At 55.7% G+C, this 24,332-nt stretch carries 16 protein-coding genes; 7 read left to right on the forward strand and 9 right to left on the reverse strand.

The window, feature by feature from the left end:
• The first annotated feature begins 418 nt into the window (after window positions 1-418).
• Both topA and ACGY09_RS24865 read left to right on the forward strand, forming a co-directional pair.
• Window positions 419-3,055, forward strand: coding sequence for a type I DNA topoisomerase (gene topA / locus ACGY09_RS24860; RefSeq protein WP_397569874.1), 2,637 nt, complete (start codon window positions 419-421; stop codon window positions 3,053-3,055).
• A gap of 398 nt (window positions 3,056-3,453) precedes the next feature.
• Window positions 3,454-4,638, forward strand: a complete 1,185-nt coding sequence (locus tag ACGY09_RS24865) for a DUF1080 domain-containing protein (protein ID WP_397569875.1) — start codon at window positions 3,454-3,456, stop codon at window positions 4,636-4,638.
• A 123-nt stretch (window positions 4,639-4,761) separates the two neighbouring features.
• Here ACGY09_RS24865 and ACGY09_RS24870 read toward each other — a convergent pair whose 3' ends face one another.
• From ACGY09_RS24870 to kdpF, 6 genes are all read right to left on the reverse strand, one after another.
• A complete protein-coding gene (locus tag ACGY09_RS24870; RefSeq protein ID WP_397569876.1) occupies window positions 4,762-5,463 on the reverse strand; it encodes a response regulator in 702 nt (233 codons plus the stop codon).
• 253 nt (window positions 5,464-5,716) lie between these two features.
• Window positions 5,717-8,398, reverse strand: a complete 2,682-nt coding sequence (locus ACGY09_RS24875; protein WP_397569877.1) for a DUF4118 domain-containing protein — start codon at window positions 8,396-8,398, stop codon at window positions 5,717-5,719.
• A 124-nt stretch (window positions 8,399-8,522) separates the two neighbouring features.
• On the reverse strand, window positions 8,523-9,203 hold the full coding sequence (kdpC, locus tag ACGY09_RS24880) for a potassium-transporting ATPase subunit KdpC (RefSeq protein WP_397569878.1): 681 nt from the start codon (window positions 9,201-9,203) through the stop codon (window positions 8,523-8,525).
• Between the two features lie 13 nt (window positions 9,204-9,216).
• Window positions 9,217-11,277, reverse strand: a complete 2,061-nt coding sequence (gene kdpB / locus ACGY09_RS24885) for a potassium-transporting ATPase subunit KdpB (RefSeq protein ID WP_397569879.1) — start codon at window positions 11,275-11,277, stop codon at window positions 9,217-9,219.
• A gap of 53 nt (window positions 11,278-11,330) precedes the next feature.
• Window positions 11,331-13,076 (reverse strand): potassium-transporting ATPase subunit KdpA, encoded by a 1,746-nt coding sequence (gene kdpA, locus ACGY09_RS24890; protein ID WP_397569880.1) that lies wholly within the window; start codon window positions 13,074-13,076, stop codon window positions 11,331-11,333.
• Entirely contained in the window at window positions 13,073-13,303 is a 231-nt protein-coding gene (gene kdpF / locus ACGY09_RS24895) for a K(+)-transporting ATPase subunit F (RefSeq protein WP_397569881.1), read from the reverse strand. Before kdpF ends, kdpA begins: the two co-directional genes overlap by 4 nt.
• Window positions 13,304-13,473: 170 nt before the next feature.
• Here kdpF and ACGY09_RS24900 point away from each other — a divergent pair, with 170 nt between their 5' ends.
• The 4 genes from ACGY09_RS24900 to ACGY09_RS24915 are packed head-to-tail and all read left to right on the forward strand — an operon-like array spanning window position 13,474 to window position 17,185.
• A complete protein-coding gene (locus ACGY09_RS24900; protein WP_397569882.1) occupies window positions 13,474-14,505 on the forward strand; it encodes a GDP-mannose 4,6-dehydratase in 1,032 nt (343 codons plus the stop codon).
• Between the two features lie 24 nt (window positions 14,506-14,529).
• Complete coding sequence (locus ACGY09_RS24905; RefSeq protein ID WP_397569883.1) at window positions 14,530-15,192, forward strand: class I SAM-dependent methyltransferase; 663 nt, start codon at window positions 14,530-14,532, stop codon at window positions 15,190-15,192.
• Window positions 15,193-15,248: 56 nt separating this feature from the next.
• On the forward strand, window positions 15,249-16,433 hold the full coding sequence (locus tag ACGY09_RS24910; RefSeq protein WP_397569884.1) for a methyltransferase domain-containing protein: 1,185 nt from the start codon (window positions 15,249-15,251) through the stop codon (window positions 16,431-16,433).
• Window positions 16,430-17,185: an SDR family NAD(P)-dependent oxidoreductase gene (locus tag ACGY09_RS24915; RefSeq protein WP_397569885.1), complete on the forward strand. Its 756-nt coding sequence runs from the start codon at window positions 16,430-16,432 to the stop codon at window positions 17,183-17,185. Before ACGY09_RS24910 ends, ACGY09_RS24915 begins: the two co-directional genes overlap by 4 nt.
• Before the next feature lie 16 nt (window positions 17,186-17,201).
• Here the strand turns inward: ACGY09_RS24915 and ACGY09_RS24920 are convergent, their stop codons facing one another.
• The 3 genes from ACGY09_RS24920 to ACGY09_RS24930 form a co-directional block, all read right to left on the reverse strand.
• Window positions 17,202-17,888: a class I SAM-dependent methyltransferase gene (locus tag ACGY09_RS24920; RefSeq protein WP_397569886.1), complete on the reverse strand. Its 687-nt coding sequence runs from the start codon at window positions 17,886-17,888 to the stop codon at window positions 17,202-17,204.
• Window positions 17,889-18,133: 245 nt separating this feature from the next.
• Window positions 18,134-19,567, reverse strand: coding sequence for a DUF1501 domain-containing protein (locus tag ACGY09_RS24925; RefSeq protein ID WP_397569887.1), 1,434 nt, complete (start codon window positions 19,565-19,567; stop codon window positions 18,134-18,136).
• Between the two features lie 47 nt (window positions 19,568-19,614).
• Window positions 19,615-21,975, reverse strand: a complete 2,361-nt coding sequence (locus tag ACGY09_RS24930; RefSeq protein WP_397569888.1) for a PSD1 and planctomycete cytochrome C domain-containing protein — start codon at window positions 21,973-21,975, stop codon at window positions 19,615-19,617.
• 751 nt (window positions 21,976-22,726) lie between these two features.
• On the opposite strand from ACGY09_RS24930, the gene ACGY09_RS24935 reads away from it, so the two are divergent.
• Complete coding sequence (locus ACGY09_RS24935; protein WP_397569889.1) at window positions 22,727-24,322, forward strand: porin; 1,596 nt, start codon at window positions 22,727-22,729, stop codon at window positions 24,320-24,322.
• Window positions 24,323-24,332 lie beyond the last annotated feature (10 nt).

Consider the following 24,332-nt stretch of genomic DNA (forward strand, 5'->3'; position numbering starts at 1 on the left):
CCTTTTCCTGGTTGCGGCTTCTCCCGCACGAGTTTGGCTGCACCGAACGCCGCAAAGTCAGCGCTGTTGAAACTGTCATCCGCGACGGTGATGATCGCGAAATGAAATGACAATCAGGCTGACTCATGTGATGTTAATGACAGACTTCGTGAGAGAGCCTGTAAAGCTCGACGCTTGACAGACCCTGTTACGATTCCTTATTGGAATTCCCCGTGCGAACGTCGGCATTGTAGCCAGACATGCTCGGCACACAAGGGATTTGCTGAACACAACCATTACCCAGTCTATTCTGCTGTCGGCAGTTGCGCCACATCCACGAATGCTGGTGGGTGGGAAGTGTGTGTCGTTCGGGCCATCGGGGTCGTCCTGAGTCAATTGGTGATTGCAAACGGAAAGTTTTCCGGTGACAGAAAAGTCTATGAAACGATTGGTGATCGTCGAATCACCCGCAAAAGCCAAAAAAATCGGCAGCTATCTCGGTAATGACTATACGGTCATGGCCAGTATGGGGCATGTGCGCGACCTCCCCGAGAGTGCTAAAGATATCCCCGAAGAGATTAAGAAGACGAAGTCGAATCTCGCCAAATACGGTGTTGACGTCGACAACGAGTTTGAACCGCTCTACATCGTTAGCGATCGACGCAAGAAACTGGTGAAGGAACTGAAGGACGCGCTGAAAGGCGCCGGCGAACTGTTACTCGCAACCGACGAAGACCGCGAAGGAGAGAGCATTGGCTGGCATCTCGCGGAAGTTCTTGCGCCGAAAGTCCCCGTGAAGCGCATGGTCTTCTCGGAAATCACCAAGGAAGCCATTCAGGAAGCCGTCAAGAAGACGCGCGATCTCGACATGAATCTCGTCGCTGCCCAGGAGGCGCGCCGAATCATCGATCGCCTCTACGGTTACCGCCTCAGCCCACTCTTGTGGAAGAAGGTCAGGCCCAAGCTGTCGGCGGGGCGTGTACAGTCAGTGGCGGTGCGCGTGCTCGTGAAACGGGAACTCGAGCGACTGGCCTTCAAGTCGGGTTCATACTGGGACTTGAAGTCAACACTAAAAACGGAAACCGGGGCAGAATTCGAGGCAACGCTGGCGACGGTTGGCGGCGAACGAGTCGCCACGGGCAAAGACTTTGACGAGCAGACGGGCAAGCTCAAGGTTGATGCCAAGGTCAAGCTGCTTGACGAAGCAGCAGCGCGGGAACTTCAAGCCCGTTTGCAGGACCAGCCCTGGGTGGTGTCGTCGGTTGAAACACGACTGCAAACCCGTAAGCCGTATGCTCCTTTCACGACCAGCACGTTACAGCAGGAGTCTAACCGCAAGCTCGGATTGACTGCCCGTGACACGATGCGGATCGCACAAAGCCTGTACGAAGACGGCTATATCACTTACATGCGAACCGACAGTGTCAATCTTTCTCAAGAGGCACTCAATGCCGCGAGAAAATCGGTGCAGGATCGCTACGGAAAAGAATACCTCAGCCCTGAACCGCGTCAGTACACGACGAAAACCAAGAACGCGCAGGAAGCTCACGAAGCCATTCGGCCCGCCGGAACGGAAATGAAAACGGCCGAAGAGCACGGTCTGTCTGGGCGTGAAGCGGCGCTCTACGCGCTCATCTGGAAACGGACCGTCGCGACGCAAATGGCAGAAGCACAGCTGCGATTCCAGACGGTGACGGTTGCTGTTGAAGATGCCGAATTCAAAGCAACGGGCCGCCACGTCGAATTTCCCGGCTTCTTCCGTGCCTACGTTGAAGGGGTCGATGATCCGGAAGCCGCACTCGACGATCAGGAGGCATCCTTGCCGCCACTGGCCGAGAAAGATCGACTGAACTGTGCTCTGCTCGATCCCATCGGTCATGAAACCAAGCCACCCGCACGCTACACGGAAGCCACGCTGGTGAAGGCACTGGAAGCAGATGGAATCGGCCGACCGAGTACCTATGCGACGATTATTGACACGATTATTAATCGTGACTACGTCGTCAAACAGGGAACGCAGCTTGTACCGACGTTCACAGCTTTCGCAGTAACACAATTGCTGGAAACCTATTTCCCCAAGCTGGTCGACTTCGGGTTCACTGCCAAGATGGAGCAGGACCTCGACGATATCGCTAACGGCCAGGGGGACCGACTTCCCTACCTCCAGCATTTCTACAGCGGATCGGACGGACTCGATGCCCAGGTCAAGGCAAATGAAGAGGCAATCGATCCGCGTCTTGCCTGCACCTTGACATTCAATGGTTTGTCGTCGCGAATTCGAGTTGGAAAATTCGGCCCCTACGTGGAAACCGAACGCAACGGAGAGACCGTTACTGCGTCGATTCCTGACAGTCTGGCACCGGCGGACATCAACAATGAGATTGCAGAGAATCTGATTGATCTTAAGCAGCGGGGCCCCCAGTCGCTGGGTGAGCATCCTGAGACGGGACTGCCGATCTTCCTGCTGGTCGGGCCTTTCGGACCCTATCTGCAGCTCGGTGAGGTGGGGGAAGACGGAACCAAGCCCAAGCGGGTCTCCCTTCCCAAGACACGCGATCCGAATTCAATCACACTGAAAGACGCGCTTGATTATCTGTCGCTTCCGCGACAGCTTGGAAAGCACCCGGTGACGGGGCATGTGGTCAACGCCGGGATCGGTATGTATGGCCCCTATGTGAAACATGAGAAGACCTTCAAGTCACTGGACAAGACCGATGACGTGCTGTCCATCACCATGGAGCGGGCGCTCGAACTGCTTGCTCAGGCGAAGACGAAGGCGGCACCGGTCCCGCTGAAGGAACTTGGACCGCATCCGGATGACAAAGAGCCTGTGCAGATTTTCGATGGGCGCTATGGTGCCTACGTGAAGCACGGGAAAGTCAACGCGACGCTGCCCAAGGGGACAGATCCCCAGGGGTTCACGCTGCAAGAGGCGCTGCCGCTGCTTGCAGAGCGGGCCGCACGCGGTCCTGCCACGAAAAAGTCGCGGGGTCGATCCACGACGGAGGGTGCCGCAAAAGCTACCAAAAAAGCCGTGAAGAAGGCCGCGAAAAAGAAGAAAAAAGCGGATAACTGAACCTCAAACCATGGGTTCGCTCTCGCAGCCCGTGATTTTGAGCAGCGTAAAAGAAAAGGAGTCGGGTGCTCGCCACCTGGCTCCTTTTTCGCTTCGGTAGATTATCGTCCTGATGTCGATGCAGATGTGACGACTGGCAATCCAGTTTCAGCGGGTTTCATCGGCTCAACGGAATCAATATCGCCGGGAGCAACTGGTCACCCGTTTCGATCTCCCTTCGCCGGACACATCCATTGAAATCTCTTTCCCGAAGAATTCGAAATTCGTTGGCAACTGGTGCCTGTATAAAACAAAACCACAAGATTACGCTGCTCGCAGGAATCCATCGATTCATACGGATGGGTTAGGCGTTCTCCAATGCGCAGGCGGTTTGATTGCTGATTCAAGGAATGTCATTGATGCAGCCCTTCTCGGTATTCATGTTAGTCCTGGTCCTTATTTCTTCCGTTTGCCCGGTTCGGGGTGAAGAGATTCCGATCTATCGGCGACCGCTATTTGACGGCAAGTCGCTCAACGGCTGGTCGGTCGAAAACGAGGCAGAAGTCGATGTCGTTGACGGAAGCCTGCGCCTGAAAGCAGGTCATGGCTGGTTGCGGAGTGATCATCGCTTACGTGACTTTGAACTGCACGTCGAATGGCAGGCATTGAGTTCTGAACACTACGATGCGGGAATCTTTATTCGGTCCTCACTCGCGGGAAAGCCATTTCCATTGACCGGTTATCAGGTCAATCTTCAGAAGGGCAAAGAAGGCAGTATCCCCACCGTAGCTGGAACGGAAAGTACGGGACTGGTCAATCCAGCCGGTGAGTGGAACGCGTTCGACCTGCGAGTTGTCGGTGAATCTGCGGAGTTGAAAATTAACGGAACGGACGCCTGGAAAGTCTCGGGACTGATGCAGGTCGATGGATGGATCGGCTTCCAGATCGAAGTACCGAACGGAGGCCAGTTCCTGCTGCGGAATATGACAGTCGCAGAGATTGGTTACCAGTCGCTGTTCAACGGTCGTGATCTCTCAGGTTGGGAGGGCGTGGGTGGCGATCGTGAGGCATGCTGGTCGGTAATTGACGGCGTTCTGACGTGCTCGGGAAAAAAAGGTCCCTGGTTACGCTCTGCTGACGAGTACGGCGATTTCAATCTGCGTCTCGACTACCTCGTCTCCAAGGGGGGAAACAGTGGAGTGTACGTGCGGGTTCCAGCAGACGGAAATCACCATCGGGACAACGATACCCAACCTGCTGCGGGCTTCGAGGTTCAGATCCTGGATGACACCGCCCCGGAGCACGCCGCACTGAAAGACTTCCAGTACTCGGCGTCGATCTATGACTTCGTTGGTGCGGACCCGCGTAACTCTCGACCGCTCGGTGAATGGAATTCGCTCGAGATCAATTGCCTCGGTCAAAAGATCACCACCTGGCACAATGGAGTGCAAGTGACGAACATTTCGGCCGAAGAATTGCCTCATCTCGCATTGCGATCCGTGAAAGGATTTCTTGGTCTGCAGAACCATAGTACGGTTGTTGGACTGAGACACGTTCGGATTGGCCCCGCGGTAAATGTTCCGAAGGCTGCGGAATCCCGTTGATTCTCAGGTGCTGCACGTTGCGGTGGCAATTTCCAGAGGGAGCCCACAACGTGGGAGCTCTCCTTATCAGGTCGGCAGCTTGTAAGGGGAAAGAGAGGTGAAGCGGATTGATTCCAGTGACCGTCAATCATCCATCAGACGATAGCCGACGCCCGGCTCTGTTTTCAGATAGCGGGGGCGCATTGAATCTGTTTCGATTTTTCGACGTAGCTGACCCATGTAAACACGCAGGTACTGATTCTCATAAACGCTGCCGGGGCCCCAGACTTCCTTGAGGAGTTGTCGGTGGGTGACGACTTTTCCGGCGTGTGTGACGAGAACAACCAACAGGCGATACTCCGTAGGTGTCAGATGGACTAACTGCTGCGCGACCGTCACCTCACGTCGAGCCAGATCCACATGGAGATCGCCGACCTTAAACACGGGTTCGGCGGTCGGACTGGTTGCGGCGGTGGAATGTCGAAGGGCCACGCGGACCCGCGCCATCAACTCACCGACGCTGAAGGGTTTGGTCAGGTAGTCGTCCGCTCCGGCGTCCAATGCCAGCACCTTATCGGCTTCGCGGCCGCGTGCTGAAACGACGATGATGGGAACCTTTGACCATTCCCGGAGTCGCATGATCACAGCAATGCCATCCTGGTCCGGCAGGCCCAGATCAAGAATTACAGCGTCAGGAGGCTCTGTAATTGCGTTGCCGATACCGGCAGCCGCGTTAGCGGTTTCGATTACCGAATAACCAGATGTTTCCAGTGAGATCCGTAGAAATTTGCGGATCTGAGGCTCATCTTCGACGATCAGAATTTTTGGACGATCCCCAACTGCCATCGTTAAAACCTGACTTGGAGTGCTGTGACCAATATTTCGGCGGACGTTCCACTCTCTTCAGTTGCGTGGCCTGGCAATGCGTCGTGGAGGCACATTTGGACCTGCTGCTCTCCAAACCAGATTCGGCACGGTCTAATGGCGTACCAGTCGAATCTTACTTTGATAGCCAAGGCTTGAGTATTCATCCTCCTGGAATTCGGAACACACTCGATCATGCTGCCGCCGGGGAGACGCCGGTGCTTGCCCGTTCAAATTACCGGAGGATGTTACCAGCCGCAGTCCCATGCTGTTGGACCGGAATGGAGAACCGAAATACCGCTCCCCCACCCGCACGGTTTTCCGCCCAGATTTTTCCCCCGTGTAGTTCGATGATGCTCCGACTGATTGTAAGACCAATGCCCGTACCCGACTGGGACTGACCGGCCACGCGGTAGAATTTGTCGAAGATGAGTTCCTCCTGGCCCTCCGGAATTCCCGGGCCCCGATCGGCAACCTCAACCGTGAGCACGCCTTCGCTGACCCGCGCACGCAACTCGATGGGAACCCCTGGAGATGACAGATTCGCGGCATTCTCCAGTAAGTTGATCAACACTTGCTGAATCAGCATTCCGTCCATCGTCAGAGGTGGCAAGTCATCGGGAAGATCGGTGGAGATGGGATGGTCTTTGAGCCGCCTTTCGAGTCGGGACAGTGCGACTCCGACGGTCTCTTCGATTGGTTGCAGCACAAGTTGAAGTGAAATCGCTCCGGCTTCGAGTTTGGAAAGGTCGAGCAGGTTGGCCACGAGGCGAGTCAAACGGTCTGACTCTTCAAGAATCGACTCGGCGAGTTCGAGGCGGGCGGGAGATGTCAGCTTTTCATTGCCATCTACCAGCAGGCTGGCAGCGCCGGTAATCCCGGTGAGTGGCGTACGCAAATCATGTGAAACTGCGCTGAGAAGCGTATTACGTAGTCGCTCTGTTTCCATCTGCAAACGAATTTTTTCGGCCTCCGAGGCCAATTTGCAGCGTTCCAGCGCCAGAGCAATTTGACTGGCGAACGCATCGAGGAGCTTCATTTGGGAAATCGTCAGTTTGGACGTCTGACGATTCGGCAGGACCCCCAGTACGCCAACCAGTTCCTCGGATCCATGCAGAGGCAGGTAGGTTGCATCCGTTCCCGGCAATGTATCGGTACCGTATCCTGCGGGGCGGCCGTGATCGAAGACCCAGCGAATCACGCCTGCGTGTCTGGCGGGTGGCGTGTCCCCTTCCAACCGCTTTGCATCCTCGTCCGGCAATTCTGGCTGACGGAGGATCCAGACGTGAACGTCGAGCGCCTGGGAGATAATCCTCTGAGCGGCAGCGGCGACGCTTTCGTAATAAGGAAGTGGAGCCAACTCTTTACTGAGTGCAAAGAGTGCGGCCGTTCTCCGTTCCCGCTGTCGTATCGCTTTACTGTAGACCTGTACTCGGGAAGCCAGATCACTCGTGACCAGTCCCGTTACCAGCATGACAAGAAACATTAGAAGATACTGCGAGTCCCCCACCACGAACGTGCGATACGGAGGAATCAGGAAGAAGTCCAGTGCCGCGACGCTCAGAATTGTCGCCAGGACTGAGGGGCCACGCCCCCAGATGAGAGATACCCCTACCACGCAGGACAGGTAGATCATCGGAAGGTTGGTAACCGGAAAATATCGAGAAAGGCCGATGCAGACGACAGTACATGCCGAAACTGCTGCCGTTGCCCCCCAGTATGCGAGGCCATAAACGGGCTTCACCTCGCCTGAAACGTGCCGATTTGAAGCCGGTTCTCCGTCGCCGCTGATGACATAGACGTCGATGTCTCCCGACCGACGAATCAGTTGCGCGACAAACCCGCCTTGCAATAACTCGCGCCACCAGGCCATCTGCGGCTTACCCACGACGATGCGGGTGATATTGTGGTGCTGGCAGTACGCCAGAACTGCAGAAGCGAAATCAGTTCCATTCTCTTCATCAACGGTCGCTCCGAGGTCCTCAGCCAGACGTAAATTGTTCTCCAACCGTTGCTGGTCCGATGAACTGAGGGGCTTAGCGTGTCCGAGGTTGACGTGTAAGGCGACCCACGGCGCTCGCAAACTGGCAGCCATTCGTCGGGTGGATCTGACCAGTCGCGCTGACATCGGACTCGGGCCGACACAAACGAGAATCCGTTCTGAGGTGGCCCAAATGCGAGATACCTCATGCTGCTGCCGGTATCCGATGGCCTGGACATTCACTCGCTCGGCGGTCTTCCTCAGAGCGAGCTCGCGCAGTGCGATGAGGTTTCCCTTTCGAAAGAAATTCTCAAGGGCCCGAGATGCCTGTGCAGAAACATAAACTCGCCCTGCTCTCAGGCGATCAATCAAATCATCTGGCGCTAGGTCGATCAGTTCGATTTCATCAGCCTGATCAAACACCCTGTCGGGTACAGTTTCACGCACGGGGATTGAGGTCACTTGGGCGACGACATCATTGAGACTTTCAAGATGTTGTACGTTCAGCGTGGTAAAAACGTTGATCCCTGCCGCCAGCAAGTCTTGTACATCCTGCCAGCGCTTTGGATGAATCGATCCTTCCGCATTCGTATGTGCCAGCTCGTCAACAAGAATGAGCTGCGGCTTCCGAGCCAGAGCGCCTTCCAGATCAAACTCTTCCCACCCCTTGTCACGCGCGCGGATGACTCGACGAGGCAAGAGGTCCAACCCCAGCACCATGGCGAGCGTCTCTGGCCGGACATGTGGCTCGATGTAACCGACTACGACATCAGTTCCCTCGGAAGCCGCATTCCGCGCGGATTCCAGCATGGCGTAGGTCTTGCCCACACCGGGAGCCATGCCGAAGAAAATCTTGAGCTTTCCCCGCTTTCGCTCAGTCTCTTCCTCCTGAACGCGGGCCAGCAGTGCATCCGGATCAGGACGCTCTCTCATCATGGGGGTCGCATTCCGATGGAACAGTGAAATGAGTCAAGTGAAGAATTTCTAACGAGGCTTCATCGTAGCGTCGATTAACGGATTTAACCGCAGGTTCAAGAACTGCATGATAAATCAACTATGGTCAGTGCTCGTCCGCAGAGTTCCCTTCCTCGTCCGGACGGTCCCCGGACATCGAATCGAGCGCGAGATTCACTTTCAGCACGTTCACCCGAGATTGCCCGAATACGCCGATTGTCGGTCTCTCGACATACTCCAGCAGAATCTGCGTTACAACCGAAGGCTCGCAATGGCGGGCCTTCGCAATGCGTGCGACCTGGTAGCGAGCCGCTGCTTCTGAGATGTGGGGATCAAGCCCACTCGCTGAAGCGGTCACCAGATCGATGGGAATCAGAGACTGATTGTCCGGATCGGCCGCCCGGAGTTTGGCGATCCGCGCACTCACAGAGTCGAAATAGGTGGGGTTTGTCATTGCAAGGTTTGATCCGCTTCCTGCCATCCCGTTGTATTCGGCGGGGGCCGTTGCAGAGGGCCGACCCCATAAGTATTTCCCGCTGACAAAGTGCTGTCCGACCAACTCAGAGCCAACCCAGGTGGGGCGAGTGTCTTTATGAGAGGCCGTCGGCGGATCTGTTCCCTTCCGAATTGATGTACTCTTGTTTAGGGGATGTGCGATCAGGCTTCCATTTGCCTCTCGGGGAAAGGCAAGTTGCGCGACACCGGTCACCAGCACTGGATAAATCAGTCCCGTCACAATGGTCAAAACGCCTAGTAAGGTGGCGGCAGTCCGTATTGTCTGAAACATTGTCATTCCATTCTCAAGCAAGTTGAAGAGCGACAAGAACTAAATCGATCATCTTGATCCCGGCGAATGGGACGAGGAAGCCTCCCAATCCGTAGATCAAGAGGTTGTTGCGTAACAACTCGGCTGCACCCGCAGAACGTAAGCGGACACCGCGGAGCGCGAGCGGGATCAGAAAGACAATGATCAACGCGTTGAAGATCACCGCAGACAGGATCGCGCTGGCGGGAGTTGCCAGGTGCATCACGTTCAAGCGATTCAGTTCGGGATATGTTGAGACGAATGCTGCGGGAATGATCGCGAAGTACTTCGAGACGTCATTCGCGATGCTGAAAGTTGTCAAGGATCCCCGCGTCATCAAAAGTTGTTTTCCGATTTCGACAATCTCGATCAGCTTTGTCGGGTTGGAATCCAGGTCGACCATATTTCCCGCTTCCTTGGCGGCCTGCGTTCCCGAATTCATTGCGACGGCAACATCTGCCTGTGCCAGTGCGGGAGAATCATTGGTGCCGTCTCCCGTCATCGCGACGAGTCTTCCTCCTTGCTGATACTCGCGAATGAGCGACAGTTTGGCCTCCGGGGTTGCTTCAGCAAGGTAGTCGTCCACTCCTGCTTCTGCAGCGATGGCCGCGGCTGTCATGGGGTTGTCACCCGTGATCATCACAGTCTTGATGCCCATCTGACGCAGTTGAGAGAAACGCTCGCAGATCCCTCCTTTGACAATATCCTTGAGGTAAATGACACCCAAAGCGCGCGAATTTTCCGCGACGACCAGCGGCGTCCCACCCCGGTTTGCAATTCGATGAACATCCTCTTTCAACGCCCGGGGGAGCTCGCCATTTTGTTGTCGGAGGTAGCATTCAATTGCATCCACGGCCCCTTTACGGATCTCCCGTCCATCGAGGTCGACGCCGCTCATCCGTGTCCGAGCCGAAAACGGAATGAATCTGGCTCGCAGTTCTTCGACGTTTCTGCCGCGCAACCCATGGTTGGATTTGGCGAGGACGACGATACTCCGTCCTTCGGGCGTTTCATCGGACAGTGACGCGAGTTGTGCGGCGTCGGCGAATTCCTGGGGTGTGACACCCTGAGCGGGAATGAACTCGACGGCCTGTCGGTTTCCCAACGTAATCGTGCCGGTCTTGTCGAGAAGTAATACATCGACATCACCTGCCGCCTCGACGGCGCGTCCTGATGTCGCGATCACATTCGCCTGGATCATTCGATCCATTCCCGCAATTCCGATTGCGGATAAAAGACCGCCGATCGTCGTCGGGATCAGGCAGACCAGCAGGGCAACGACGACGGCCAGGCTGATGGGAGTTCCTTTTCCAGTCAGTATCACGCTGTATTCTGAAAACGGAACCAGTGTTGCACTGGCCAGCAGAAAAACGATTGTCATCGCCGCAAGCAGGATACTGAGAGCAATCTCGTTGGGGGTCTTCTGACGTTTGGCCCCTTCTACCATCCCGATCATCCGATCAAGAAATGTTTCGCCAGGGTTTGATGTCGCGCGAATGGTCAACGAGTCAGAAATGACTCGCGTTCCTCCCGTCACTGCACTTCGATCGCCACCACTTTCACGGATCACCGGAGCACTTTCCCCCGTGATGGCGCTTTCATCCACGGAAGCAGCGCCGTCGATGACTTCGCCATCAATGGGAACGACTTCGCCCGCAGTGACAAAAATGACGTCCCCTTTCTTCAGTTGAGATGAAAGTACCGACTCCCGGCCTCGCGAACTTGATAGCCGACAAGCCATGACCTCTTTCCGTGATTTCCTTAAGCCGTCTGCCTGTGCCTTACCGCGCCCTTCGGCCATGGCCTCGGCGAAATTTGCAAAGATCAGGGTGAACCAGAGCCAGGCAGCAATGGCACCGACGAAACCGGGGGATTCGGTTCCCGGAACCACGATGGCGCGGATCGCCAACGCCGTGGTCAGCAAGCTCCCCATCAGAACAGTGAACATCACCGGATTGCGAAACTGGTGGCGCGGACTTAGTTTCCATATCGAATCGCGAAGCGCTGCACCGACGACGTTCCTGTCGAACAGGAATTGTGTGGCAGTCGATGACATAAAGAATTCTCCTGCGTTTATCGAAACGCCTGTAAACAGAACGAGGCGAGCATTCAGGATCCAGACAATTGCAGATGCTCGACGATCGGGCCTAATGCCAGTGACGGTACGAACGTCAATGCGCCCACGAGAACCACCATGCCGGCGACCAGAATGGTGAATAACGGAGTATGTGTGGGGAGAGTTCCCGAGGAACCAGGGGTGTACCTCTTTCTGGCCAGGGAACCGGCAATAGCCAGAACGGGGATCATCAGCCAATAGCGCGAGACCAGCATCGCCGCAGCCAGCAAGCCGTTGTAGAACAGAGTGTTCGCACTCAGTCCTGCGAACGCACTTCCGTTGTTGTTACCTGCTGAAGAAAGGGCGTACAGGATCTGGGTAAAACCGTGTGGTCCGGGATTCGAGACGCTGGCACGTCCTGCATTCAGTGAAACTGCAACGGCTGTTCCCCCCAGCACGATCAGGGGTGGGATCAGAATCACGAGCGAAGCCATCTTCATTTCGAACGCCTCGATCTTCTTTCCCAGGTATTCCGGGGACCTTCCTACCATCAGTCCCGCGATGAACACTGAAAGGATTGCAAAAATCACCAGGCCATAAAGGCCGCTGCCAACTCCACCAAAAACGACCTCGCCTAACTGCATCAAGAGCAATGGGACGAGTCCCCCCAGTGGAGTGAACGAGTCATGCATGGAATTCACGCTGCCGTTGGACGCGGCTGTGGTCGTCGTCGCCCATAGAGCCGACGCTGCTGTTCCGAAACGAACTTCTTTTCCTTCCAGATTGCCGCCGCTCTGGAGGGCGCTCGATGACTGATCGAGACCCAGTCCACCGAGGCGAGGATTTCCCTGTTGTTCCGACCAGACACACAGCAAAAGCATTGGAGCGAAGATCAGCAGCATGGCGACCAGCAGAGACCAGCCCTGTCGAGTGTCACCTGCCAGATCTCCGTACGTGTAACACAGAGCCGCAGCAATCAGCAGAATGGACACAACCTGCAAAAAGTTGCTCAGCGGTGTCGAGTTCTCAAGCGGGTGTGCGGAATTCACTCCAAAGAATCCACCCCCATTCGTGCCGAGTTGCTTGATCGCAATCTGTGAAGCAGCAGGGCCGAGCGGGATTACCTGCGTTGCCGGTGATTTCCCTTCTCCGTCATAGACCTGATCCAAGACCGTTACGACTGCAGCGGCAGAAAAGGATTGAACCACCCCCTGCCCAGCCAGGAGAATCGCGAGTAAAAATGAGAGCGGGAGCAAAATGAACATGGTCCCTCGCGTGAGATCAACCCAGAAGTTGCCGATCGTTTCTGACACTCGTCGTGTCAATCCGCGGACCAGCGCGATAAGGACCGCCATTCCTGACGCCGCGGACAGGAAGTTCTGGGACGTCATGCCCGCCATTTGAGTGAAATAACTCAACGTGCTTTCACCACTGTATGCCTGCCAGTTCGTGTTCGTGGCAAAGCTGACGGCGGTGTTGAAGGCGAGATCGGGAGCGACAGCAGGAAGTTGCTGAGGATTCAGGGGCATCCAACCCTGACAACGTTGAAGGACGTAGAGACCCATCGTGCCGGTTGCGTTGAAAGCCAGCAGGCAGATCGCATACGCCTGCCAGGTCATTTCCTCTTCAGGTCTGACGCCGGAAAGGCGATAAATTGTCCGTTCCAAGGGGCGAATTAGGCGGTTAAGACTGGCCGAACCACCATCGTAAACGCGTGCCATGTACCAGCCGAGCGGCTTGACCAGCGCAAGCAGTACACCGAAAAATACGCCAATTTCGATCCAGTCTGTGGTATTCATGAAAACCTTTCCGGGAACAACATCGCAAACAGCAGGTACACGAACATCCCCACTGTCAAAAGTGCGGCCATTGATTGAATTGAGTCCATCACCTGGTTCCCTGGAGATGCTGGCAGCACTTCACCAGCAGGCCACTCACGAGAAAAAAGCCGACGGGTGCAGTCAGAAAAACAGCGTCCATCACGTTTGATCTTCCCTTGCAAATTCAGTTCGGAATGACGATCCATGTGGTCTATGGTAGAACCAAGCCTGTAAAATGGGTGTAAGAAGTGAGGCTCCGGGCATAAGGGAAGCGCAAAGACGCCCCAAAGTCAGCGGGGGCCGTGATTCGTCTGTTTCCAGCCCAGGTGCCTGTTGCCGGTTCCAATTTTCAGCGGATTAAGTTCAGGAGAAGTTTGTGGCGTCAGAATCTGCTCGCAAGACGGACCCGTCCGGATCTCGGACTGTGGTTGTTCTTGGTGCCAACTCGTTTTCAGGTCAGGACTTCATCGACCTGCTGCTGGACGATCCGAGAAACCGTGTGATCGGGATCAGTCGCTCGCCCGAACGATCGTCGCTGTTCCTTAAGTACCTTCAGTCGGCCAATCGATCGCACTTCACTTATCATCGCCTTGATCTGAATAACGACTCACGAGCGATTCTGAACTTGCTCGATGCCGAACGCCCCGAGTGGGTTGTGAATTTCGCTGCTCAAAGCGAGGTCGCTCCCAGTTGGGATTATCCTGAGGACTGGTTTCAGACGAACTGTGTCGCTCTGGCGGAGCTGGTCAATCACCTGCGGCGTCAAAATTACCTGCAGCGGTATCTGCACATTTCCTCGCCAGAGGTGTATGGGAGCTGCGTCGGACGGGTTACCGAAGACGCGCCGATGAATCCCAGTACCCCCTATGCAGCTTCCAAAGCGGCTGCGGATCTGCTGCTGACGACGTTCCGGAAACAGTTCGACTTCCCGGTGCTGACGGTTCGGGCGACTAACGTTTACGGTGCCCGACAGCAGCTCTTCAAGATCATTCCCCGCTCAGCCATTTACCTGCTGACAGGGAAAACGATCGAGCTTCACGGCGGTGGTCGAGCTGTGAAGTCTTACATTCATATTCGTGACGTCTCCCGCGGCGAGCTGGCGATTCTGGAACATGGTCAAATCGGGCAGATGTATCATCTTTCGCCCGATCAGGGGATTTCCGTACGCGAGGTGGTCCAGCGGATGTGTGCGACTTTGGGGCGTTCATTTGAAGAGTCAACGAAGTCGGTTGACGAACGACCGGGTCAGGACGCCGCCTATGTGATTGATTCCTCCCGGGCGAGAACCGAGCTCAACTGGAAGCCCCAGATCGACCTTGATACGGGATTGCGCGAGGTCGTAGACTGGGTTCAGGCCAATCTGGAAGCCATTGAACAGCTTCCACTTTCCTACATTCACCGTCCGTGATTCCCCATTGAGAAGCGTCTCTGCATGGCACACCTTGATTTCCTGGCTTCGGTCCATAAGTCCACAAAGCGGGACTACCGTCAGCGAGTTCTCGACCACGATAAAGCGGAATGTGCAGAGATTGCTTTGCAGTTTGGCAAGGATTACTGGGACGGAGAACGTCACCTTGGCTATGGCGGCTACCGTTACGACGGTCGCTGGCGTCCTGTTGCTGAGGCGATGGCTCAGCATTACGGACTGAAGGCCGGCTCGAAGGTTCTGGACGTAGGGTGCGGAAAGGGATTTCTACTGTATGAGTTCACCCAGGTGGTCCCGGGAATCGAAGTGGCAGGCCTGGATATTTCGACCTACGCGATCGAAAACTCCAAGGAAGAGATTCGGCCGTTTCTCCACGTGGGAAACGCCACCAAACTCCCATTCAAGGACAATGAATTTGACCTCGTTTACAGTCTGAACGCGCTTCACAATCTCTATCTCTTCGACTTGTGGTCGGCTGTGAAAGAGATTGAACGCGTCAGTCGAGGCGGAAAGTACATCGTCGTCGAGACCTACCGGAACGAACGAGAGAAAGCGAACCTCCTCTACTGGCAATTGACGTGTCGAGCCTTCCACACTCCACAGGAATGGGAATGGCTCTACCAACAGGCAGGGTACACGGGCGACTACGGATACATCACGTTCGAATGAGGGGCCCCGCCCCGCATCACGGTTGTCTCAGCCGATGGTCCTTCAGGAGTGGGTGGATGCCCAGTTGTCGTGTTTGTCGGTCGCCGTCGGTGAATCCTGTCACTGACTTCGGTCTGGTTTCGATCTCGAATCAATTCTTTGAGGAAGGTCATTCCCCGGCTTATCGACAGGCCCTCTCGTGGCAGGAATGCCAGACGTGTGGCGTTGTGCAGCTATCGGACGTTCCACCGATCGAGCAGATTCAGCCCCGTTTTCCGTGGATCAAGTATGCGGAACCGGAAGGACATCTCGACGAGACCGCTCGAGACTTGGCAATCGTGACCAAGTTTGGCGGCGCAGAACGAATCGTCGGCTTCACCCGGGATGACGGTGCCTTGTTGCGGCGGCTGGAGTTTGGCCAGGCCTGTCTGCTTGATTCCGTCATCGATCTCGGTCTGACGTCAGAGAATGTCGGCATGGAATCGGTTCAGGCCGCATGGACAGTGCCAAGAGCCCGTCAAGTGGTCGAAAAGTACGGTCCAGCGGATCTCGTGGTAGCCCGGTATGCTCTGGAACATTGTCACGATGCGGCGGAATTTCTTGCGGCATGCAGGGAGCTTCTGACGCCAGAGGGATATCTGCTCATCGAGGTTCCCAACAGCCAGGCTGCCTTAGCTGACGTGGACGTGACCGCAGTCTGGGAGGAGCACACACTGTACTTTACCGAGCTGACCCTCCAGCAGGGACTTCAGCGCGCCGGATTTGAAACGGTCTATTTTCGGCGTGTTCCTGATCCGATGGAAGATCGCCTGGTCTGGATGGGACTGGCGAGCACCCCCCAATCTGCAGCGCCCCAGCGCAGTTCCCTTGAACCGGCTGTTCAGTCTTTCGCAAACATCTGGCCGCGCCGGAAAGAGGCGCTCAGGAGGTGGGCGCAGGAAATTGGAAGCGATGGAGCCAGACTGGCAGTCTTTGGCGCGGGGCATCGCGCAAGCACGCTGATCGATATCATGAAGCTGGCGGAATTTCTCGACTGTGTTATTGATGACTCTCCCGAAAAACAGAAACTTCGGTTTCCTGCGGGAGGCCTTCCGATTCGGGGATCTGATGCCCTGGTCGAACGACAGATTTCGTATTGTCTGCTGGTCGTGAATCCCGGAGCGGAAGAGAAGATCGTGAATCGAAACGCCGAGTATGTGGCCAGGGGCGGGCAATTTGTCTCACTCTCTCCGCGCAGCCCGCGCGCACTGAGGCTGTCATGAACACGCACCATTCGATTGTCGTCGGAGGGACGAAAGGGCTTGGCCGGGGACTCGTTCAACTCTGGTCAGAGAGCGAAGGGGTCATTTCGGTCATCGCACGGCGTTTGCCGAATCATGAGACCTCGGCTTCAAAAGCGGAAATCCGGCATTTTGCCGCTGATCTGACGGCCCCCGAAAGTTTGCTTCCCGCACTTGATGAGATCGTTAAGCAGTCTGGTCCAGTCACACGACTCGCATTTTCGCAGCGCAATCGGGGGACGGGCGATACACTGGAGGGTGAGTTGAAAGTCGGGGTCCAGGCGACGCAGCAGGTCATTGAGCATCTGGTCGAAACGGATTCCTTTGCTCCCCGCGCTGCAATTGTTGTGGTGAGTTCGGTCTGTGGCCAATTCATTGCCGCCGAACAACCTCTCGGATATCACGTGACCAAGGCAGCGCTGGATCACCTGGTTCGCTTCTATGCTGTCCAGTTGGCCTCGAAAGGGATCCGTGTCAACGGGGTTGCGCCGAATCTGATCCTGAAGGACGAGGGCCGCGAGTTCTATCGCCAAAACCCGGAACTCCAGAGTCACTACGAGACTGTTATCCCACTGGGACAAATGGGAACCCCTCGCGATGTTGCGAATGCGATTGATTTTCTGTGCAGCGACCGGGCTGGTCACATTACCGGTCAGACACTGGTCGTCGACGGAGGACTGACGGTTTTGCTGCAGCATTCCCTCGGGGTGAGACCTTCCTTTCGGACAATCTGAGCATTCGGGGCAGCTTTTATTTCTTTCCGCAGCAGATGGCGAACAGGTAATGTGCCATTGGCGAAAAGCCCGTGTGGACCACTTCATCATTCATCGAGAACAGGAACACATTGTGGAACTGTTGTTCGAGGGTGGCTTTGAGCGCGGGGCCCGACTTGCAGTTGACATGTCCAATCCTGCTCTGCCGGGATGCGTAAGTCTGAGACTCCAGCGACGGCATCCCCACAATCAAGACTCCCTGCTCCGTGAGTGAGCTCTTCAGATGGTTCAGGTAAATGTGCTCGACTTGAGGCTCGATGTGTTCCATGACGTCCACGCTGTAGATGGCATCGAACGGCCCATGCTCTAACGGGCCGGTCAGAATGTCATGCAGGTGAGCGTGCAGTTTCCATCGTTCGACCTGTCGGGAATTGATATCGTCGATGAAAATCGGGTCAAAGTCATAGACGTGCAGTTCCTTGACTTCCTGCTGGACGATTCTCGCTCCGAAGGCATCGCCGCATCCAACCTCGGCCACCTTCGCTTTTCCTGACAGCATCTTGGAAACGAACTTATAACGCGACAAGAGGAAAGTCAGTCGGCGGGGATCGTCATACCAGACCTGATTCGACATGAGTCCGAACGAAGCGATCCCAACCTGGTTCTTAACGTCAAGAAGTTCCGAGTACTGCGCTTCTTTTGTCTGACGTTCATCAAGATTCATTTGCGAGATTCCATGACGCTGCAGAGTCGTACGAGTGAGGTCGGCATCTTCGGTGATCGTTCTGGAAATGTCGATGCCTCGTCGGTCACGGCCAAGCGATGCACGACCGGAAACAAACAGGCTGGAGAATTGTTGAGCTCACTTCCGGTTCCCGGGATCTCGGTTCCAGTCGGAGAAATTCGTGAGGCGCCGGCAACATCCCCCGTTGCAGGTGTGGTGCACCGAACATGTTGACGTTCGGCACCTTAGCCGAGAATTTCTCGCAAAATGTGCGCTTCTTCGACACCTGTCAGTTTGAGATCCAGACCCTGGAACCGATAAGAAAACTGACTATGGTCGATACCGAGCAGATGCAGCATGGTCGCGTGCAGGTCACGGACTTGCACGGGTTTTTCGACGGCGTGGTACCCCAGTTCGTCCGTCGCTCCGTAGCTGCCACCCGTACGTATTCCACCACCTGCCAGCCAGATGGAAAAGCCCTTGATGTGGTGATCGCGTCCCGCAGTTTTCCCTTTATTCTGCACCATTGGTGTCCGACCGAACTCACCTCCCCAGACGACAAGTGTTTCGTCGAGCATCCCGCGCTGCTTCAGATCAGTGATCAGCGCATAACTGGCTCGATCGGTGTGCCGAGCGCATTCAACGATATCCCGCTGTAGATCCCCATGATGATCCCAGCCGCGGTGGTACAGGTGAATGAAGCGAACACCTCGTTCAGCCAGGCGACGAGCGAGAATGCAATTGGAACCGAACGAACCGTCACCCGGCGTTGCACCGTAGAGCTCGAAAACGTGGCTCGGTTCGTCGCGGGTGTCCATGAGTTCCGGGACGGCGGTCTGCATTCGAAACGCGGTTTCAAAGGCGGAAACTCGCGCATCGATTTCATCGTTCTCAAAAAGGGGATCGGCGAGACGGTCAATTTGCTGGATCGTATCGACGCTCGCACGTTGCAGCCGGGCCGAGATTCCTGGTGGGTTCTGCACGTAGTGCACGGGTTCGCCCGAGGAAGCGAACTCGACACCCTGAAAACGACTTGGAAGGAAACCGGAACTCCATTGTCGCGAGGCGATTGGCTGACAGCTTAAGCGGCCTCCGACACTGGTCAGGACCACGAAACCGGGGAGATCGCTGGTTTCCGAGCCGAGCCCATAATTGATCCAGGCCCCCATCGACGGGCGACCGCTGATCGCCGTGCCGCAATTCATGAATGTATGAGCAGGGTCGTGATTGATCTGCTCGGTGGTCATCGAATTGATGATGCAGATGTCATCGGCCATCTTCTGGTGCCAGGGAAGGACTTCACTGATCCACTGCCCTCCCCCGCCATACTGTCCGAACTTAAACATGGGCCCATGAGCCTGAAGCTGGGCATTCTGCAACTGCGCGATCGGTTGTCCCTTGGTGAACGACTCGGGCATCGGCTGTCCATGTAGAGCAGCCAGCTGAGGTTTGTAGTCGAACGTCTCGAGGTGTGATGGTCCGCCCGCCATGCAAAGGAAAATGACTCGCTTGATCTTCGGTGGAAGGTGAGGCAATCCCGGGAGCCCGGGGTATCGCTCTAATTGAGGCGAGGGATTCGCCCGTGCAGTCGGAACGCTCAGCAGGCTCGATAGTGCGACGGAGCCGATGCCCAGCCCCGAGCGTGAGAGGAACGCCCGTCGACGTAATCTGTCGCTCATCAGTCTGTCCAATTGGTCGGTGCGTCGCGTAGAAGAAATCGGTGACATTAGAACCTCGTCATTGCTTCGTTAAGCGACAGCACCGCCCGTGCGATGACAGCCCAGGCCGCCAATTGAGACTGGTCGGTACCTTCAGGTAACGGTTTAAGGCCAACCGACAAGAGTTCCCGAGCTGCCTTGCGGTCCTCGGAAAATTCTTTGAGGCTCTGTTCGATGAGATGCTTAAAGACTTCCATTTCCTTCGGAGAAGGGGATCGTGAGACGGCTTCGTTGAATGCGAATCGAAGTCGCTCTTCTGGAGACTCGCCCGATTCCGTCAGGATTCGAGCAGCGAAAGCACGAGACGCTTCAAGAAACGTCGGGTCATTGAGCAGCACGAGCGCCGACAAGGGTGTATTTGACCGTTGCCGCTGGGCTGTACATTCTTCGCGGCTGGGGGCATCAAACGCCTTGAGCATGGGATGCAGGAACTGTCGTTGCCAATGCAGATAGACACCGCGTCGCCACTGCCCCGCGCCGGTGTCCGAAATGTACTTTCGTTCGGGAAAGTTCAGGTGACGGTAGTAGCCTTCAGGCTGATAGGGATGGGCGTTGGGGCCTTCCAGTTGATTCACCAGCAGACCACTGATCGACAATGTACTGTCCCGCACGGTCTCTGCCGGAAACCGAAAACGACCCTGATGTGAAAGCAGCGAGTTGAGCGGATCAAGGGCACGCGTCTGGCGGTTTTCATAAGATGACTGACGGTAGGTTCGACTCATGGCGATTTCCTTCAGCATCGCCTTGACGTCCCAGCGCCGATTAATGAACTCGATCGCCAGATTGTCGAGTAGCTCGGGATGGCTGGGGACTTCACCCTGACTGCCGAAATCGTCCAGCACGGGGGCCAATCCGCGCCCGAACAGGAGATACCAGAAACGGTTGACCATCACGCGGGCAGTCAATCCCCCCACCCCCTGTCTGTCGTCCGTTAGCCAGTTCGCCAGGTCCAGTCGAGTCGCGCGGCGATCACCGATATCGAGCTTTCCGAACCGCTCAGGTACGGCCGGTTGCACGATCTCTCCACTGTCATCCAACCAGTTTCCTCGCGGCAGAATCCGAATCGTGCGAGGGGCGATCGAGCGACTTACCATCGACAGGCGAGCCCCCTTCTTAATCAACGTGATTTGTTCTTCGATTTGCTTGAGGGCTTCCGCGTTGGCCGCTGTCGAAGTCTCATCGGTCGTCAGACTGCTTCTGCGTGCCGCCAGTTCTTCCAGGTCTTTTTGCTGGCTGTCACTCAGGACTTCAATTTCCGGTCTGCGCTTTGTCGGGCTGTTGTTGTCCCCCTTCGTCAAATGCTCAGCTTCGTCGAGATCGGCGAAAAAGGCCTGGATGGAGTAGAAGTCTTTGATCGAGTAAGGATCGAACTTATGGTCATGGCACTGGCAGCAGCCCATGGTGGCTGCCATCCAGACACCTGAAAGATTGCGAACGCGGTCCGCGCCGTAGATGGCAAGATATTCTTTTGGCTGGACTCCCCCTTCGTGAGAGGTCTGCAGCAACCGGTTGTATCCACTGGCAATCCTCTGCATGAGTGTCGCGTCAGGAATGAGATCACCCGCGAGCTGTTCACGGGTAAACTGGTCAAACGGCAGATTGGCGTTGAACGCAGCGATCACGTAATCGCGATAGGGCGTGATGGAGTGGACCTGGTCACCATGATAGCCGACGGTGCTGGCGTATCGGACCAGATCAAACCAATAGCTGGCCATTCGCTCGCCAAATCGGGGCGAATCCAGCAGTCGATCAATACATTTCTCGTAGGCGTTCGGCGAATCATCCTGAAGGAACGCGACGACTTCGGAGTGTGTCGGGGGGAGCCCGGTTAAATCGATTGAGAGCCGCCGAATCAGTGTTGTGCGATCGGCGTCTAGCGCGGGACGAAGTTCGTTTTCTTCGAGTTTCGCCATCACGAAACCGTCGATCCAGTTAAGTCCCCACGCGTGGTCTTGCACCACGGGAGCGGGATGCGAGACCGGTGGGACCGCAGACCACGGCTGCGACCACTCTGCACCCTGAGCGACCCAGCGGCGGAGACGGTCGATTTCTTCTACGGAAAGCGACTTGCCGCTCGCGGTGGGGGGCATCCGTTGTTCGACGATTTCGGTCTCAATACGTCGAATGAGCTCGCTCTCGTCTAATCGGCCCGGAATGATTGCGGAATGCCCGTCTCTGTTGGCCTTGGCATCGTCTTCCCGATCCAGTCGCAAATTGGCTTCACGGGTGGCTGCATCGGGGCCATGACAACGGAAGCACTTATCCGACAGGATCGGTCGAATATCCCGATCAAACTGAAGGTGGTCCTCAGCAGCGGTTGCCCATGGCGCCTGGAAAAGCGTCAGACCGAGAAGAAACAAACGCTTCATCGTTCGATGTCCTATCCATCGAAGGCATTGTCCCGTCGACAACCAGAATGGCCGGAGAACATTTTTCTCAGTGAGAGTCCCCGCCATCCTTGATCCAGGTTGCCAATTCATTCTGCTGTCCTGCTGTGGAGGTCATGAACGACAGGCAGCTCAAGCCAGTAAATTGTGACGCTGTTACAGCGTGAAGTCTATCGTGAGATGCCAGTTCTCCTGTGTCACCACTGACGTTTAGAACCCTCAGAAACGTATCCCTGATGGGGCCTGATGGTGAAGTCCCGACTGACGCAGCGGCGAAAAGGCATTCCCCCTGCCGGGATCAGTCCCTTCCCCGGGACGATGGACTATCTCGGGGAGAACGCGGTCCAGGTGAGCAGTAGGCGTCTCACTTGAGGCAATCCTCACGAGGCGGTGGTGACTTGAGGTGAGTCTCGTTGTCTCTAGAGCATAGATGTCAAAAACTGCCGAAGAGCGTCGGCTCAAGATGGTGTAGCCGGGACAGGAGTGTTTCTCTAACCAGATCCGCTGATTTTATCGTTAAATTTTGCCGATGTATGAATCTGAGACTCCTGGAAATGCGTCTCTGAGCTTGCGATGAGATCGGGCACCTCAGGTGTCCGCGCTCCTGGGCAAGTCTTGGAGTGATGAGCCAGATCGATATGACCGTTCGCGACCAGCATCATTGAATTGACGGATCGAAATCGCTTGCGCATTCGCTCGACCGACTGCGGCCCTAGCAGGAAATGATGTCCACGTGCGGTACTCAAGGCGATCTGGCGACATCCTTGAGCAGGCCCGGTCAGATCTCTGGCTGTCTGGTGTGCCAGGGCCGCTTGCGCGAGGTCTGATATCCGTATGGCTGCTACTTGCAGTCCTTCTTGGGTCGCCTCCTTTTCTGTCCAGAGTGCACGCCCTGGACGACGTAGGACTGTCGGAAATCCTGTCGTCCCCTTCCCTGCCCGAATTGCCTGTCGCAGACGATTCAAGGCTGGAACGCTTCGAACAAGCTCTACAATCCGTCGTAGAAGAGAACCGGCGGCTCTCGGAAGAAGTTCGCATTCTGAAAGAGAACTCAATCTTCCGTCCCCCCACGGAACGAGATCCGGTTGATGAGGATCTTGTTGTGGATTCACCGCTGGTCAGGGATGCCGATGGTTCGTCATCTCATTTTTCCCGTTATTACAACGGATTTGAGATTCGGACGAGAGATCCGGAATCCTCTCCCTTTTCACTGCGAATCAACAATCAAACACAGTTTCGCTTTAACGCTTTTGAGCGAAGCGAATCAGAATGGATCGACAGTTCAGGTGAATCTTTTCCCATCAATAACAGCAGTTATTTTTTGATTCCGCGAGGCCGATTGATCTTCTCCGGAATGGCATTCCTGCCAAAAATGTCTTACCTGCTTAACATCGATTACAACACCGTCAGCAGTAATCCGATTGGCTTTCGCGCCTATGTACTGAGTTATCAATTCAATAAAGCCCTGACGATTTCGGTCGGCCAGAACAAGGTTCCCGGAAGTCGCGAGTGGATGGGAAGTGCTTCCGTCGCTCAGGAAGGTCCTGATCGCTCGATGGCAACGACATTCTTTCGTCCCAGTCTGAGTCAGGGGGTGTGGGTGACGGGTCAAGTCTTCGAGACCGTCCGATATCACGCCATGTTGGCCAATGGCTTCAATACGCTCAATCTACGCCCAAGCCAGTTCACGCATCAGTTCTGTATCTCGGAATCCGTGTGGTGGGAACCGTGGGGCGATTTTGGCCGCGGCTACCCCGATCTCCAGAATCATCAGCAACCCGCAATTCGGATTGGTTCGAGCTACACCTTTGCTCCGGCGCAGGCGGAGGCAGCAGACGGAGGAGCACCCGAAAACTCATTGGTGCGGTTGTCGGACGGAACGTTGATCACACAAATGGGGGCACTGGCACCTGGCGCGATGGTGCGGGAGTACGATATTTCCCTCGCTGCATTCGATGCTTCTTTTAAGTATCGTGGATGCAGTCTGGCGACGGAAATTTATCTGCAGCAACTTTCGTCACTTCGTGGAACAGGACAGTTGCCGGTGGATTCGGTCTCGGCCTACGGTGGATTCGTACAGGGGGGATATTTCGTACGACCGCAGGAAGTCGAGATCTATTCCCGTGGGTCGCTCGTGACTGGCGGTTATGGAACGGGGACCGAAGTGGGATGTGGATTCAACTGGTTTCCTCTGAAGGGACAAAACAACTTGCGATTTACCATCGACGCAGCCTGGCTGGAGGACTCACCCGCACAGCAAAACCGTACCGGGTTTGTGGCCGGGCAGTCGGGTTTGTTGCTGAGGACACAGCTAAGTGCCGCTTTTTGAGCGGCACTTA

It is taken from the genome of Schlesneria sphaerica, assembly GCF_044336245.1.
GTDB classification, from domain to species: Bacteria; Planctomycetota; Planctomycetia; order Planctomycetales; family Planctomycetaceae; genus Schlesneria; species Schlesneria sphaerica.

Excerpts from the sequence above, each read along its gene's own strand:
- kdpA (WP_397569880.1), bottom strand. The coding sequence starts at position 13,076 with ATGAATACCACAGACTGGATCGAAATTGGCGTATTTTTCGGTGTACTG.
- ACGY09_RS24920 (WP_397569886.1), bottom strand. The coding sequence starts at position 17,888 with ATGAATCTTGATGAACGTCAGACAAAAGAAGCGCAGTACTCGGAACTT.
- ACGY09_RS24905 (WP_397569883.1), top strand. The coding sequence starts at position 14,530 with ATGGCACACCTTGATTTCCTGGCTTCGGTCCATAAGTCCACAAAGCGG.
- kdpC (WP_397569878.1), bottom strand. The coding sequence starts at position 9,203 with ATGTTTCAGACAATACGGACTGCCGCCACCTTACTAGGCGTTTTGACC.
- ACGY09_RS24870 (WP_397569876.1), bottom strand. The coding sequence starts at position 5,463 with ATGGCAGTTGGGGATCGTCCAAAAATTCTGATCGTCGAAGATGAGCCT.
- ACGY09_RS24930 (WP_397569888.1), bottom strand. The coding sequence starts at position 21,975 with ATGAAGCGTTTGTTTCTTCTCGGTCTGACGCTTTTCCAGGCGCCATGG.
- topA (WP_397569874.1), top strand. The coding sequence starts at position 419 with ATGAAACGATTGGTGATCGTCGAATCACCCGCAAAAGCCAAAAAAATC.
- ACGY09_RS24910 (WP_397569884.1), top strand. The coding sequence starts at position 15,249 with ATGCCCAGTTGTCGTGTTTGTCGGTCGCCGTCGGTGAATCCTGTCACT.
- ACGY09_RS24925 (WP_397569887.1), bottom strand. The coding sequence starts at position 19,567 with ATGAGCGACAGATTACGTCGACGGGCGTTCCTCTCACGCTCGGGGCTG.
- ACGY09_RS24865 (WP_397569875.1), top strand. The coding sequence starts at position 3,454 with ATGCAGCCCTTCTCGGTATTCATGTTAGTCCTGGTCCTTATTTCTTCC.
- ACGY09_RS24875 (WP_397569877.1), bottom strand. The coding sequence starts at position 8,398 with ATGATGAGAGAGCGTCCTGATCCGGATGCACTGCTGGCCCGCGTTCAG.
- kdpB (WP_397569879.1), bottom strand. The coding sequence starts at position 11,277 with ATGTCATCGACTGCCACACAATTCCTGTTCGACAGGAACGTCGTCGGT.
- kdpF (WP_397569881.1), bottom strand. The coding sequence starts at position 13,303 with ATGGATCGTCATTCCGAACTGAATTTGCAAGGGAAGATCAAACGTGAT.
- ACGY09_RS24915 (WP_397569885.1), top strand. The coding sequence starts at position 16,430 with ATGAACACGCACCATTCGATTGTCGTCGGAGGGACGAAAGGGCTTGGC.